This is a genomic window from Agathobaculum sp., from assembly GCF_022775115.1.
Lineage (GTDB): Bacteria > Bacillota > Clostridia > Oscillospirales > Butyricicoccaceae > Agathobaculum.
The window spans coordinates 21202-34710 of the sequence record NZ_JALFLA010000087.1; the positions used below are offsets into that span (position 1 = coordinate 21202).

The window sequence follows — 13509 nt, forward strand, 5'->3', positions numbered from 1 at the left end:
ACCAAAAGCATCATCTTTCGGGCGCAAACACACGGTTTAATCCACTCTCCCTCGTATTTTCGGCTTGTTTTGTTCCTTTTACGCGGCGTCACCACCGCTTGCCGGTTCACCGCCGTCACCATCGTCCTCGCCCGCCTGCTGCCCGTTGTCCAGCTGCTCCTCCGCACCGTCATCTATGATAGCGCCGTCCGGGTCAAGCTGCACCGGCGCGCTGTCATCTCCGCCGACTGCCGATTTGGCCACATTCTCCGCCGTGTCGGGCACAAAGTGCAGCCGTGCCTTGCTGTCCCAATACAGCCTGCCGGTATCCGAGGGCGAGAGCCGCTCAGCGATGACCGTCTGCACGAAGCGCAGCCGGTAGCCGAGCCTTTCCGTCGTGCCCACACGGATATCAAAGCGCCGCAGGTACCCGATGCGCACGTCGGTCAGCGACTGCATGTTGATAAAATCGACCTGATCCAGCATACCTGCCTCATCGAGCGTTTGCAGTGCGGTCAGCAGCGCATCCGTATAGGCATCCGCATCCGGCGTGACCGTCTGCCCCGGCTGCATCCCCATCAGCGACACCCCGGTCACCACCGGCAGCCCGCCGTCCGTGGCGCGCCGCTCCAGCACCTTACCCTGTGCGCTCAGCAGAAAATAGCCGCCGTCAGACGGCACTGCGAGCACGGCCTTGCACTCGGTCACAGTCACGACGATGGCATCCGGCAGGTGCCGCCTGATCTGCACTGTCTCCAGATACGGAAAGCGTTCGGTCAGGCTGTTTGCCGTTTTGATCTTGTTCCACAAATAAAGGTTGTCCCCTTTTTTGACGTCCATCCCGGCAACAAGTTCCTCAGCGCTGTATTTAGACACGCCCACAACTGTGATCGTGTCCACTTGGAAAAAGATCGTCAGCGCGAGCACGGCCGCCGCGAGCAGTATGCCGACGAACAGCGCCCGTCCCACCGCGGAAAAAAGGCGCTGTCTTCGGTTTGCCCGTCGTCGTCTTTGTTCGGGCGTCTTCTGTTTTCGTCTTCGTCGTTTCATCTCACCGGGACGCCCCTTTTTGCCTTACTTTTGACGCTGCTCCACCACCTGCATGATCTGCTGATAGATCTTTTCGCTCGGATCATGCGCGGCCAGCTTAGTCGCGTCGCGCCCCATACGCGTCAGACGCGCGCCGTCGGCCAGCAGCGCCTGCACCGCGTCGTAGAGTACCTGCCCGGTCGCGTCCTTTTCCAGCAGCACACGGCAGCCGCCAGCCTGCTCGAGCGCGCGCGCGTTTTTTTCCTGATGATTCTCCGCCACAAACGGCGACGGCACCAGAATAGACGGCCGGCCGAGCATACAAAGCTCGCCCAGCGTCGCCGCGCCTGCGCGGCACACGACCAGATCAGCCGCGGCCAGCCGGTCAGCCATATCGTAGATATATTCGGTCAGCTCGATATTCGGATGCTTTGCCAGCTCCGCGCCCTGCTCGGCTGCCAGCTTGGGCAGCCACTCACGCGCGGCCGCACCCGTCGCGTGGATATGGTGATAGGCCACGTTGTTTTTGCACTCGAGCGCCAGCATACCCGCCATGTGCTCATTCATGTATTTGGCGCCCATCGAGCCCCAAAAGGACACGACCAGCTTATCCTCCGCGCCCAGACCAAACTTGGCGCGTGCCTTTGCGCGGTCGGCCGCAGCGATTTCCCCGCGCACCGGCGCGCCGGTCAGCACGATTTTATCCGCCCCGCCGAGCAGAGCGCGCGTCTGCTCAAAGCAGACCAGTACACGGTCGGCCTTTTTGGCCAGCATCTGTGTCACCTTACCGGGCAGCGCGTTGACTTCGAGCAGCACGGTCGGTATGCCCATTTTCTGCGCCGCGCGCACAACCGCGAACGACGCATAGCCGCCGCAGCCGATCACGCAGTCCGGCCGCGCCTTTTCCAGCAGCTTTTTCGCCTTACCCACCGCCGCGACAGCCAGCTTTGCCGCCTTGAGATTGTGCGCAAGCCCCTTGGGGCTGAGCGAGCGCGACAGACCGATGATCTCGATCGTGTCGAGCGGATAGCCCTCGCGCGGCACGAGCTTATTCTCGATCCCGCGCGCCGAGCCTGCAAAGCGCACGACCGTCTCCGGCTGCTTCTGCTCAAAATACCGCGCGATCGCAAGACCGGGTGTGACATGCCCGCCTGTACCGCCGCCGGTGATGTAGAGTTTCAAATCTGCTTTCCCCCTGTCATAAGTCGCGCGCCGCACGCTTACTCGCTCTGCCGCGCGTCTATCCGCATATAGCGCGATATATTCAGCAGTATGCCCATCTCGCCAAGCTGCATGAGCAGCGCCGTGCCGCCAAAGCTGAAAAATGGCAGACTTGCGCCCGTGACCGGCAGAATACCTGTCACAACGAACAAGTTCATCAGCGTCTGAATAGCGAGCTTGGCGGTAATGCCGGTGGCGACCATCGCGCTGAACTTATCCGGCGCGGCGCGCGCGACCGTGAAGCCGCGGTAGATCAAATAGCCGAACAGGACGATGATGATCAGCGCGCCGATAAAGCCCATCTCCTCACACCATGCGGCGAAGATAAAGTCGTTCTGCGGCTCGGGCAAGTACAGGTGCTTTTGCCGCCCCTGCCCAAGTCCAAGGCCGAAAAAGCCGCCCGAGCCGATGGCGATCTGGCTCATCGAGCCTTGGTAGCCGTCGCCCTGCATATCCAGAAACGGATTGAGCCAGACGGCAAAGCGCTCCCGCACGTGCCCAAACAGAAAATAGAACGCGGTGACCGCGCCCGCGCCCGCCACGCCGATCGGGATGAAATACCACAACCGCATACCTCCTGCCAGCAGCATGACAACGCCGATGCCGCAGATGATGAGCATACCTGAGGTGTGCGGCTCAAGCGCGAGCAGCACAACATAGGCGGCCAGCAAGAAGCCGTATGGCCGTATCAGTCCCTTGAAGCTGCGCAGACCCTGCGAGTCCCGCGCGATCCAGTACGCAAAGCAGATGATGACCGCGATCTTGGCGATCTCGGACGGCTGGAAGCCAAACAGCCAGCGCCGCGCACCGTTGCGTACTGTGCCGAGCGGCGTGGCGACCAGCACCAGCAGCACGACCGACAGCCACATGATCGGTCGGTAAAGCTGCGCGTACACCTTATAATACAGCTTGGAGACAAGCACCATAACGGCGACACCGGCCACTGCATTGATGCTCTGCCGCTTGATAAAATAGGTCGAGCTGCCATACAGGTAATACCCGCTTGAGTAGCTTGCCGAATACAGCGCGATCAGGCCGACGGCCAGCAGCAGCAGCACACAGAAAAACATACCGGCATCCCATGTATGCGCGTGGACGCGCACATGCCCCCGCGCCTGTGCGCTGGGGGCGGCGTGCGCGGCGGCCACCTCGCGCGGAGCCGGGTGCAGCTCCCGTCGCGCCGGGATGCGGTGCGCGGAGCGCGTCTGCTTGGTTGTCGAAGCCATTGGACACCTCCAAAGGGTCAAAAATCAAAGGATGGGCGCGAGCGCGCCAAAGTACGCCAGCAGGCAGAGCAGCAGGGTCAGGCCGGAGAAAACGAGCACGATCTTCTTTTCCCCCCAGCCGCACATCTCAAAATGGTGGTGGATAGGCGCCATCTTAAACAGGCGCTTGCCGCCCGAGGCCTTAAAATAGGCCACCTGCAAAATGACCGACAGCGTTTCTATGATATAGACCAGACCGACCAGCAGCAGGATGAGCGGCATATCGCACGCGAACGCCAGCCCCGCGACCGCGCCGCCGAGAAACAGCGAACCGGTATCGCCCATGAACACCTTGGCCGGATTGAAGTTATAGAGCAGAAAGCCGAGCAGACCGCCCGCCAGCGCTGCGGCAAAGACGGTAACACCGAAATCGCCGCGCGCGATGCCAATGCAGGCGAAAAATACTGCGACCGGCAGCGTCACACCGGCAGCAAGGCCGTCTATGCCATCGGTCAGGTTGACTGCATTATCCGCGCCGACGATGACGAACGCGGCAAAAATGATGTACAGCGGCCACGGCAGCGGCAGCTGCACAGCAGTAAACGGAATCCACAACTCAGGCAGGCCGTCTGACTCCAAAAACAACACCACAATGAACGCTGCCGCAACCAGAATTTGCAGCACCAGCTTTTGCCTGGGTGTCAGGCCGGCGTTTTCCTTTTTGCGAATTTTCGCATAGTCGTCCACCAGGCCGACCGCACCATAGGCCAGCGCCAGACCGAGCACAGCCAGCGACGAAACCGAGACCGTCCCCTCGCGCAGCAGTGACAGCACATTGCCCGCGGCCACCGCCGCCGCAATGCCGATGATGAACATAAAGCCGCCCATCGTCGGTATATTCTGCTTGTTCATATGCCATTTCGGACCGATCTCCAAGATCTTCTGGCCGAATTTCATCCGCCGCAGATAACTGATAACAGCGGGGCCTATCGCTGCGGTGATTAGGAACGCGGCCGCGCAGATGAGCAGCGCCAGCCTTTCGTTTGTCATATTCATTCTTCCACATCCTCCCCCAGGAACATCCCGAGCGCGCGCTCCATCCGCATACCGCGGCTGCCCTTGAACAGCAATGCGTCGCCCGGGCTCGCGTCCCGCAGCAGCGCGGCGACAAGCGCCGCGTGGTCGTCAAACGCGAACGCGCGCACCATGCCGCGCTCCTGCGCACCCGCGACCATTGCGGCCGCGTCCGACCCATAAGCGTACAGCGCGTCGGCGTGCTCCGCTGCCGCGCGCCCCGCGCGCCGGTGTCCCTCCTCGGCATAATCGCCCAGCTCGAGCATTGAGCCAAGCACGGCGAAGCGGCGTCCCTCAGGCGCCATCGCGCCAAGCACACGCAGCGCGGCCTCCATCGCGTCCGGACTGGCGTTATAGCAGTCGGCATAGATGTGGTAGCCGTTCTTTTCATAAAGATTCTGCCGCATACCGCTTGCCTGATAACCGGCAAGTCCGGCCGCGATCTCCTCCGGTGTTTGGCCGAGCAGCAGACCGACCGCCGCCGCTGCCAAGGCGTTGCACACATTGTGCGCGCCCGGCACGTGCAGGCGCACGGTAAACCGCTCGCCCTGCGGCAGCGTCTGACACGGCAGGCCATTGTTGACGACATCAAATGCGCCATCCTCCCGCTGCTCTGCAACGAGGTCACACGCGGTATTTTCCACGCCGTAGGTATAGACGCGGCAGCCGAGTGACGCGCGTTTGTCCCACAGCAGCGGCTCGTCGCCGCAGAATACGGCGCAGCCATCGGGCGCAAGACCCTCGAGTATCTCGAGCTTGGCCTTGCAAATACCCTCCCGCGAGCCGAGAAACGCGATATGCGACGTGCCGATATTGGTGATGACCGCAATATTGGGCTTTGCTGCCGCCGTCATGCGGCTAATTTCTCCGAAGTGGTTCATCCCCATTTCAGCCACCATGACCTCGGTCTCCCGGGTCATGCGGAACAGCGTCAGCGGCAGGCCGATCTCATTATTGAGGTTGCCCTCGGTCTTGCGCGCGGCAAAGCGGCGGCTGACCACGGCGTAGATGAGCTCCTTGGTCGTCGTTTTTCCAGCCGAGCCGGTCACGCCGACCACCGTGCCGCCGCACAGGCGGCGGTAACCGCCCGCCAGGTCGAGCAGCGCCTGCGCGGTATCCGCCACATACAGCGCGGGCACGGGATACGTTTCGTGCCGCCGATGCGACACGACCGCAGCCGCGCCATTCTCGATCGCCCCCGCGATGAAATCATGCCCGTCAAACCGTTCCCCTTTGATCGGAACGAACAGCGCCTGCGCCGGGAGCTGACGGGAGTCAGTCGAAATATTTTGCAGCGCGGCATCCCCTATTGTCTCTCCCTGTGTCCACGCGGCCGCGTCGCGCAGCGTAAAGCGTTCCATATGTTCGCTCCTCCTGTAACATTTACTTCCCGAAATAATCGGCGACGATCTCTCTTTCATCCATGTGATGCTTGACATGGTCGACCTCCTGGTAGGTCTCATGTCCCTTACCCATCAGCACGATGATATCGTCCTTTTTGGCGTGTGCCAGCGCCCAGCGGATGGCCTCTGGCCGATCGACGATGACCTGCACCGGCGTTTTGGTATCCTGCATACCCTCCAGAATATCGTCGATGATGGCCTGCGGCTGCTCAGTGCGCGGGTTGTCACTCGTCACGATACAGAGATCGGCAAGCGCAGCCGCGATGCGTCCCATCTTCGGGCGCTTACCGCGGTCGCGGTCGCCGCCGCAGCCAAACAGTGCGACCACGCGCCCCTTGGCAAAGCCCCGCACCGCGCGCAGCACGTTTTCCACGCCGTCCGGTGAGTGCGCATAGTCGATCAGAACAGTATAATCGGTATCGGTCGGCACGACCTCCACCCGTCCCTTGACACCGGAGGCGCTCGCCAGCGCGTCAGCCGCCTGCGCCAGCGGCATACCAAGCTGCATCACGATGCCGAGCGCGCACAGCGCGTTCTGCACCGAAAAATGCCCCGGAATGCCCAGCCTGACGCGCGCCAGCTCACCCATCGCATTGGCGAGAAACGCAACGCCGTCCGCGTGCAGGCACAGGTTTTTTGCGGTCAGATCGGCTGCGTCCTTGTCGCAAGAAAAGGTCAGGCAGGGACAGCGCGCATCGGCCAGCATGGCCGTGGCCGCCGGATCGTCCAGATTGACCACACCCTTATCACACACCGTAAACAGCAGCGCCTTGGCCTTGCGGTACGCCTCCATCGTCTTGTGAAAGTCCAGATGATCCTGTGTCAGATTGGTGAACGCGCCCACTGCAAAGCGGATGCCGTGTACGCGGTCGAGCACGAGCGAGTGCGAAGACACCTCCATGATGACATGGGTGCAGCCGGCCTCGCGCATACGCGCCAGCAGCGCGTGCAGCTCGTAGGACTCGGGTGTGGTGCGCTCGGTTTCGACGACCTCTCGGCCGATCAGGTTCTGGTTGGTGCCGATCAGCCCCACCTTGTGCCCCGCGCACTCGAGCATGTGCTTGACCAGATAGGTCGTAGTCGTTTTGCCGTTGGTGCCCGTCACACCCAGCATCACCATGCCGTCCGCGGGATGTCCGAAGCGGTTGGCCGCGATCTCAGCCAGCGCGCGGCGTGCATTTTCCACCACGATGGCAGGCGCACCCGCGGGTGCCTCCTCGCACACGATGGCCGCCGCACCCTGCTCGAGCGCCTTGCCGATATACCGGTGTCCATCGGTCTCGTAGCCGCGAACGGCGACAAACAGGTCGCCCGGTTCAACCGCACGCGAATCATACCGCACCTCGCGGATATCCGTATCCTGCGCCGCGGTGCTGCTTTCCACCGCGACGCCTTGCAGCAGCTGCTGTAATTTCATGTGTTCCTCCTATCGGTCGTCGACGCCGGTCGTATTGGTAAAGTCCACCGTGACCACCGCGCCGATATTCACTTTCGTTCCCTGCACCGGGTTCTGACGGGTCGCTGTTGTCTCACCCGTCACCTGCGAACTGGCAACGCCCTTCTGCTTCAGGTACAGCCCGTATTCAGCCAGCTTGTCGCGGCACTCGCCCGGCGTCAAGCCGGTCAGATCGGGTACCTCGACCTGCTCAGTATGCTTTGCGCCGCCATAGTACAGAATGACGGAGCCGTTCGCCGGTATCTTGATGCCGCCCGCAGGCACCTGATCGGTGACCACGCCGCCGCCGTTATCCACTATGCGGTATGCGAGGCCGGCTTGCTTGAGCGCGTCCGCCGCCTGATATTCGTCCATGCCGATCACACTGGGTACGGTCAGCTCGCGGCGATCGTTCTCCTCCTCAGAATAGCTGGGTGTTACGCCGATGTAGGGCAGCACATCCTCCATGATGCGCCCGACCACAGGCGCGGCCACCGCGCCGCCGCCGTGCGGTGCCGATTCCGGCAGATCCTGCACCGCGACCAGCACAGCGATCTGCGGATCGTCCATCGGCGCGACGCCGATAAAGGACGCGGTGTAGCGGTCCTCCTCATCGCCCTTCTGCTTCTGTATTTCCGAGGTCGCGGTCTTGCCGCCCACGCGATAGCCCGCGACATAGGCGTTCTTACCTGTGCCGCCGTTTACAACGGCCTCCATCGCCTCGCGCATAAAGGCCGAGGTCTCGGCCGAGATGACCTGACGAACCACCTCGGTCTTGGCGGTCGATTTGACCGAGCCGTCGGCATTGAGCACCTCCTTGACGATAAAAGGCTTTTTCAGCTTGCCGTTATCGACGATGGCCGAAACCATGTTGACCATTTGGATGGGCGTTACCGTAAAGCGCTGGCCGAACGAGGCCACTGCGAGCGATACCTCATTCCATGCCGAGGTATCATTCAGATCATGGAAAATGCCCTTGCTCTCGCCCGGCAGGTCGATACCGGTCTTGCCGGTCATGCCGAAGGCCTTATAGAACTGGTAAAAGCGCTCCTTGCCGGTTTTGGCGGCAATCTGCATCATGCCAACATTGCAGGAGTTGACCAGCGTCTCCTCAAGCGTCAGCGAGCCGTGCCCACCGGTCTTCCAGCATTTGATCGGCTGCGACCAGTCGCCCACCATCATTGAACCGCCGCAAAAGTAGCTGTCCTGCTTATGCGCCACGCCCAGCTCGTAAGCCGTGGCGACGTTCATCAGCTTGAAAGTCGAGCCGGGCTCATAGGTGTCCATGATGACCGGGTTGCGCCACATTTTGTACAGCACATTAACGCGCGCCTCGCCGATCTTGTTATACAGCGCCTCATTGGCCTGAATGCTCTCAGGCAGGTTTTCCAGCCCGCCCTGCTGATAGTATTTGTCGGAGATCGCAGCTTCAACACCCGCTTCCTCCAATATTTTCTGCACCCCGTCCTTGACTTCGTTGAGATAGCGCTCCTCGGTTATTACATAGACGCTGTTGGGGTCAAAATCGGGCAGGTTGGCCATGGCCAGCACGGCGCCCGTCTTGACATCCAGCACAACGCCGGACACACCGGCGCGCGCGCTCGGGTTATCGGCCAGCGCGGTTTGCAGATGCTTTTCCAGATAGCTCTGGATATCGCTGTCGATGGTCAGCACGAGCGAATTGCCGTCCTGCGCGGGAATTTCCTGCTCATATTCGACCGGCATATCCTGATTTCTGGCGTTTTGCGCGCGCACGATTCGCCCCGCCGTGCCGGCCAGCTCATTTTCATACTGTGCCTCAAGGCCGATCACGCCCTTGTTGTCGCCGTCCACATAGCCGAGCACGGCAGAAAGGAACGCGCCGTATTGGTAATAGCGCTTGGTATCCGGCTCCAGATAAACGCCCGTGCAGCCTGCGTCCTCCAGCGTGGCAGTCAGCTCCTTTACCGTGTCCTGCTCGACCTTATGCGCGATGATCTCATACATCGAGCTGGTCTTCTGCACCTTTTTGAGCACCACATCATAGTCCAATTCAAGCGCTTCGGACAGAACCTCCGCCAGCTTTTGCTGCTGCATCTCGGCCGTTATGCCCTTTTTCACCTTGGCCTCGTCGATTACGCCCTTGGGGTTTACCGTCACGCGCTGCACCGTGGCCGACTCGGCCAGCACCTGCATATTGGCATCGTATATCGTGCCCCGGTTGGGCGCGACGATCGCGTCCCGCGTTTGCAGGGTTACAGCCTCCTGCATATAGAAATCGTGCCGCAGCACCTGCATATAGAACAGCCGCAGCCCGACCAGACCAAAGCCCAGCCCGACAAACAGCAGTGTCAGCGCGCCGATACGCCCGCGCATTTGGTTATTCGGTCCCTTGACTGTCATGCTCGTTTTGTTCCTCCCTGCGGTGTTTGAGGTCGAAAAAAGTGTAAGGAGTCAGAAGCATTCCACCTCTCACTCCCCTGTACGCATCCTATTCATTTCATCAGCGGATATATTCCACGACCGCCGAAAAGCTGCGCACCAGCCCGGCAAGCAGCGTGTCCAGCGAAACGCCGCTTCTTGTGACCGTGACACTGTCCGGGTTGACCAGCTCGATATACTCGATCTGCGAATTGTCCATCTTGACCATGCCGAGCGTACCGACCGCGTAGGCCTCCACCTGATCCATGTTGAGGCTATGAACCTTTTTGTTGGAAAGCGAAACGTTTTGCGCGGTCAGCTCGTCCAGCCTGTCCGCCTGCGCGGTGACCTCGGCGGTCAGCTGGGTCAACTGCATATGGCAGAACAGGATATAGACCGCCGCCACAGCCAACACGACCAGACAGGTACACACCCCCGGATACAGGCGCGCCCGTTTGCGGCGGCGCTGCGCAGGAACGGCGTGCAGGCCGCCCGCAGGCTCGGAACGGGCGGGGATAAAGCGCTCCTCATATTCTCTGTATGCTACGCTTTCCCGGCTCGCTCTCATCGTCCATGCTTCCTTTCTCCGCCCCGTGCGGTGTAGTTACAGTCGCTCACACACACGCAGCTTGGCGCTGCGCGCGCGCGGATTCTCCTCGATCTCCCCCGCATCCGGCAGGATGGGCTTACGCGGCATCAGCCGCACCCGGGGCTTTTTGCCGCACACACAGGCCGGAAAGTCCTTCGGGCAGGTGCAACCCTGTGCAGCCGCCTGAAACGCGGTCTTGACGATACGATCCTCCAAGCTGTGGAAGGTGATGACCGCAAGCCGTCCACCCGGCCGCAGACAGTCGATCGCCTTGTCCATCGCCTCGCGCACCGCGCCCAACTCGTCATTGACCGCGATGCGGATCGCCTGAAAGCTGCGCTTCGCCGGATGCTGCTTTTCACGCAGCGCCTTTTTCGGCATCGCGCCTTTGATGATATCGACCAGCTCCAGCGTGGTCTTGATCGGCTTTTGCGCCCGCGCGCGCTCGATTGCCGCGGCAATCAGCGGCGCATAGCGCTCCTCGCCATAGTCAAACAGGATGCTGCGCAGCTCCTCGCGGCTCCAGCCATTGACGACATCATACGCGCTCAGCTGCTGGCTTTGATCCATGCGCATATCGAGCGGCGCGTCCTGCATATAGGAAAAGCCGCGCTCCGCGTGGTCAAGCTGGGGCGAGGATACACCCAGGTCGAACAGGATACCGTCCACCTCCGCAAGACCCAGCTCGTGCAGCACCGCGTCGAGCTGCCGAAAGTCGCTTCTGACCGGTGTGACCCGCTGCCAAACGTCCCGTAGGCGGTGTGCTGCGTTTTCCAACGCCTCGCTGTCACGGTCGATGCAGATCAGGCGGCCCGCGTCGCTCAGCCGCTCAGCGATGCCGAGCGAATGTCCCGCGCCGCCAGTCGTCGCGTCCACATACACGCCGTCCGCTTTGATGCAGAGCGCGTCCAGACATGCGTCAAGCAGAATGGATACATGATGAAATTCCATGCTGCCTTTTACGCCTCCTTAAAAATCGACATCCTCCAGATCGTCCTCATCACTCTGGTCGTTGTATGCGTTCCAGCGCTCACTGTCCCAGATCTCCGCGCGATCCATCATGCCGACCACTGTCACGTCCTTTTGCAGGCCGGCAAACTCGCGCAGATCGGCGCGGATCAGCACACGCCCCTGCGCGTCCAGCTCCACATCAATCGCTTTGGCCATGTAATACCGCTGCGTGCGGCGTGCTTTCTCGCTGCCGCCGAGCGCCTTGAGCCTTTGCTCAAACGCCTGCCATTCCTGTTCCGGGTAAGCGTACAGGCAGCCGTCCCGCCCTTTGGTGATGGTGAACCGGTCTCCCAGCGCGTCGCGGAGCTTGGCGGGCATGGCAAGACGACCCTTGGCGTCTATGGAATGCTTATACTCGCCCTTCACCGATCCACACCACACTTTCTGTCTCGGTGGAACGTGTGACACTTTGCCCCACTTCTCACCACCGTATTTTCATTATAGCGATGCGCTCTGAAGATTGCAAGATTTTTTTCTGAATTTTTTGCAGATTATCTTGGCTGATTTTCGATGTTTTTATGCACTTTTTGCAATTTCAAACACTTGTTCGATGAAATAATGTAAGATTTTAGGGAGACTGTACCGCCAGCTTGGGTGGGGGAAAATCCCACAAAAACAGCCGAGCGCTGCCCTTACGGACAGCGCTCGGCTCCGGTATTTTTTCACTTGGCAACGCTCCGAAAGCGCTGGCGCGCCTTGCGCACTTCCTCAAGCGAAAGCGCAACGGCTTCCTCGGTTCGCTTGAGGGTATCCTCGCAATACTCGTTGGCGACACGGCGCAGCTCGCGCGCCTGTATCTCAGCATTGCCCTGCACTTCCTTGGCCTTGCGGCGGGCGGCAACAACGATCTCAGTTTCCGACACCATCTGGCGGGCATCCTCCTCGGCCTGCCGGCGGATGGCCTCGGCCTCCCGCTTGCCGGAAGACAGCATCTCATTGCGCTTTTCCACGATATCCTGCGCCATCTTCAGGTCGCTCGGCAGCGTCGCGCGCAGCTCATCGAGCAGATCGAGCAGACGGTCACGCTCTATGATGCATTTTTCGCCCGCCAGCGGGATGCCCTTGGCGTCCTGCACCATGTCGTACATGCTGTTGATCAGTTCGTCTAAAGTTGCCATCGTTTAGCCTCCTTTTTTTGTGCGGCGCACGATATCCTCCATCAGCTCGTCCGGGACAAAACCCGCTATACTGCCGCCATGCACGGCAATATCTTTTACCACCGAAGAGGAAAGATACATATTCTCCGCGCTTGTCATCAGAAACATGGTGTCAAGCGCAGGATTTAGCTTGCGGTTGGCAAGCGCCATCTGGAATTCATATTCAAAATCCGATACCGCGCGCAAGCCCTTGACGATCGCGCATGCATTTTTGCGCGCCGCATAATCGGCCAGCAGGCCGCCGCACGAGTCCACCTCGACCCCGGACAAGCCGGCGGTCGTCCGCCGCAGAAAATCCATGCGCTCCTCCATGGTGAACATGGGCGTTTTATTCTGGTTATGCATGACCGCAACGATCAACCGGTCAAACATGACAGCCGCGCGCCGAATGATATCCAGATGTCCCAAGGTGACCGGATCAAAGCTGCCCGGGTAGATCGCAGTTCTCATGTTCTTCATCCGTTCCGCCGTTCTGCCGCTGCAAAACGGTAATCATAGTCGCACCGTAGCGGCGCTCCCGCACCGCGGCAAAGCAGTGGGAGAACTTGTCCTCTGCGGCACTTTCGCATATTATTATACCATTTATAGCGAGAATGTCAAACCTTTCTATCTGCGCGAGCGCATTTTCCAGCACTGTGCCCCCGTATGGCGGATCGAGAAAAATCACGTCATACCGCCGTTTTGCAGTGCGGGAGAGAAAGGCGGCCGCCTCTGTTTTGAACAGCGAGGCACGCGCGTCCACCCGGGCGGCCTGTGTATTTTTACGCACGATATGGTATGCCGCCGCCGCATGCTCCACAAAATCGCAGTGCTTCGCGCCGCGGCTGAGCGCCTCGATGCCAAGCTGCCCCGTACCCGCGAACAGGTCGAGCACCTCGCTCCCGCGGATGTGCTCCTGAATCAGGTTGAAGATATTTTCTTTGACGCGGTCGGTCGTTGGCCGGGTGTGCATACCGGGCACAGGCGTCAATCTGCACCCGCGCGCCGAACCGGATACCACACGCAT

At 60.6% G+C, this 13509-nt stretch carries 13 protein-coding genes; all 13 read right to left on the bottom strand.

Annotated features, from left to right (window positions below; genetic code table 11):
- Nucleotides 1-78 precede the first annotated feature (78 nt).
- Nucleotides 79-1029, bottom strand: a complete 951-nt coding sequence (locus MR935_RS10470; protein ID WP_290573310.1) for a cell division protein FtsQ/DivIB — start codon at nt 1027-1029, stop codon at nt 79-81.
- A gap of 24 nt (nt 1030-1053) precedes the next feature.
- Nucleotides 1054-2190 carry an undecaprenyldiphospho-muramoylpentapeptide beta-N-acetylglucosaminyltransferase gene (murG, locus tag MR935_RS10475; RefSeq protein WP_290573312.1) on the bottom strand — a complete coding sequence of 379 codons (1137 nt, stop codon included), beginning with the start codon at nt 2188-2190 and terminating at the stop codon, nt 1054-1056.
- A 38-nt stretch (nt 2191-2228) separates the two neighbouring features.
- Entirely contained in the window at nt 2229-3455 is a 1227-nt protein-coding gene (locus MR935_RS10480; RefSeq protein ID WP_290573314.1) for an FtsW/RodA/SpoVE family cell cycle protein, read from the bottom strand.
- A gap of 24 nt (nt 3456-3479) precedes the next feature.
- Entirely contained in the window at nt 3480-4490 is a 1011-nt protein-coding gene (gene mraY, locus MR935_RS10485) for a phospho-N-acetylmuramoyl-pentapeptide-transferase (RefSeq protein ID WP_290573316.1), read from the bottom strand.
- On the bottom strand, nt 4487-5869 hold the full coding sequence (locus MR935_RS10490; protein WP_290573318.1) for a UDP-N-acetylmuramoyl-tripeptide--D-alanyl-D-alanine ligase: 1383 nt from the start codon (nt 5867-5869) through the stop codon (nt 4487-4489). The genes mraY and MR935_RS10490 overlap by 4 nt, the downstream gene beginning before the upstream one ends.
- A gap of 22 nt (nt 5870-5891) precedes the next feature.
- A complete protein-coding gene (locus tag MR935_RS10495; protein ID WP_290573320.1) occupies nt 5892-7328 on the bottom strand; it encodes a UDP-N-acetylmuramoyl-L-alanyl-D-glutamate--2,6-diaminopimelate ligase in 1437 nt (478 codons plus the stop codon).
- 9 nt (nt 7329-7337) lie between these two features.
- Nucleotides 7338-9728, bottom strand: coding sequence for a penicillin-binding transpeptidase domain-containing protein (locus MR935_RS10500; protein WP_290573322.1), 2391 nt, complete (start codon nt 9726-9728; stop codon nt 7338-7340).
- A gap of 100 nt (nt 9729-9828) precedes the next feature.
- Nucleotides 9829-10314 (bottom strand): hypothetical protein, encoded by a 486-nt coding sequence (locus MR935_RS10505; RefSeq protein ID WP_290573324.1) that lies wholly within the window; start codon nt 10312-10314, stop codon nt 9829-9831.
- Between the two features lie 36 nt (nt 10315-10350).
- Nucleotides 10351-11286 (bottom strand): 16S rRNA (cytosine(1402)-N(4))-methyltransferase RsmH, encoded by a 936-nt coding sequence (rsmH, locus tag MR935_RS10510; protein WP_290573326.1) that lies wholly within the window; start codon nt 11284-11286, stop codon nt 10351-10353.
- An 18-nt stretch (nt 11287-11304) separates the two neighbouring features.
- Nucleotides 11305-11712, bottom strand: a complete 408-nt coding sequence (mraZ, locus tag MR935_RS10515) for a division/cell wall cluster transcriptional repressor MraZ (protein WP_290573328.1) — start codon at nt 11710-11712, stop codon at nt 11305-11307.
- 296 nt (nt 11713-12008) lie between these two features.
- Nucleotides 12009-12464: a hypothetical protein gene (locus MR935_RS10520; RefSeq protein WP_290573330.1), complete on the bottom strand. Its 456-nt coding sequence runs from the start codon at nt 12462-12464 to the stop codon at nt 12009-12011.
- A 3-nt stretch (nt 12465-12467) separates the two neighbouring features.
- Nucleotides 12468-12953: a pantetheine-phosphate adenylyltransferase gene (gene coaD, locus MR935_RS10525; protein WP_290573331.1), complete on the bottom strand. Its 486-nt coding sequence runs from the start codon at nt 12951-12953 to the stop codon at nt 12468-12470.
- Nucleotides 12922-13509 (bottom strand): 16S rRNA (guanine(966)-N(2))-methyltransferase RsmD, encoded by a 588-nt coding sequence (gene rsmD, locus MR935_RS10530; protein WP_290573333.1) that lies wholly within the window; start codon nt 13507-13509, stop codon nt 12922-12924. Before rsmD ends, coaD begins: the two co-directional genes overlap by 32 nt.

Coding starts and splice junctions, on each gene's coding strand:
- coaD (WP_290573331.1), bottom strand. CDS start 12,953: ATGAGAACTGCGATCTACCCGGGCAGCTTTGATCCGGTCACCTTGGGA.
- MR935_RS10490 (WP_290573318.1), bottom strand. CDS start 5,869: ATGGAACGCTTTACGCTGCGCGACGCGGCCGCGTGGACACAGGGAGAG.
- mraY (WP_290573316.1), bottom strand. CDS start 4,490: ATGAATATGACAAACGAAAGGCTGGCGCTGCTCATCTGCGCGGCCGCG.
- MR935_RS10520 (WP_290573330.1), bottom strand. CDS start 12,464: ATGGCAACTTTAGACGAACTGATCAACAGCATGTACGACATGGTGCAG.
- MR935_RS10480 (WP_290573314.1), bottom strand. CDS start 3,455: ATGGCTTCGACAACCAAGCAGACGCGCTCCGCGCACCGCATCCCGGCG.
- rsmD (WP_290573333.1), bottom strand. CDS start 13,509: ATGCGTGTGGTATCCGGTTCGGCGCGCGGGTGCAGATTGACGCCTGTG.
- rsmH (WP_290573326.1), bottom strand. CDS start 11,286: ATGGAATTTCATCATGTATCCATTCTGCTTGACGCATGTCTGGACGCG.
- MR935_RS10470 (WP_290573310.1), bottom strand. CDS start 1,029: ATGAAACGACGAAGACGAAAACAGAAGACGCCCGAACAAAGACGACGA.
- MR935_RS10500 (WP_290573322.1), bottom strand. CDS start 9,728: ATGACAGTCAAGGGACCGAATAACCAAATGCGCGGGCGTATCGGCGCG.
- MR935_RS10495 (WP_290573320.1), bottom strand. CDS start 7,328: ATGAAATTACAGCAGCTGCTGCAAGGCGTCGCGGTGGAAAGCAGCACC.
- MR935_RS10505 (WP_290573324.1), bottom strand. CDS start 10,314: ATGAGAGCGAGCCGGGAAAGCGTAGCATACAGAGAATATGAGGAGCGC.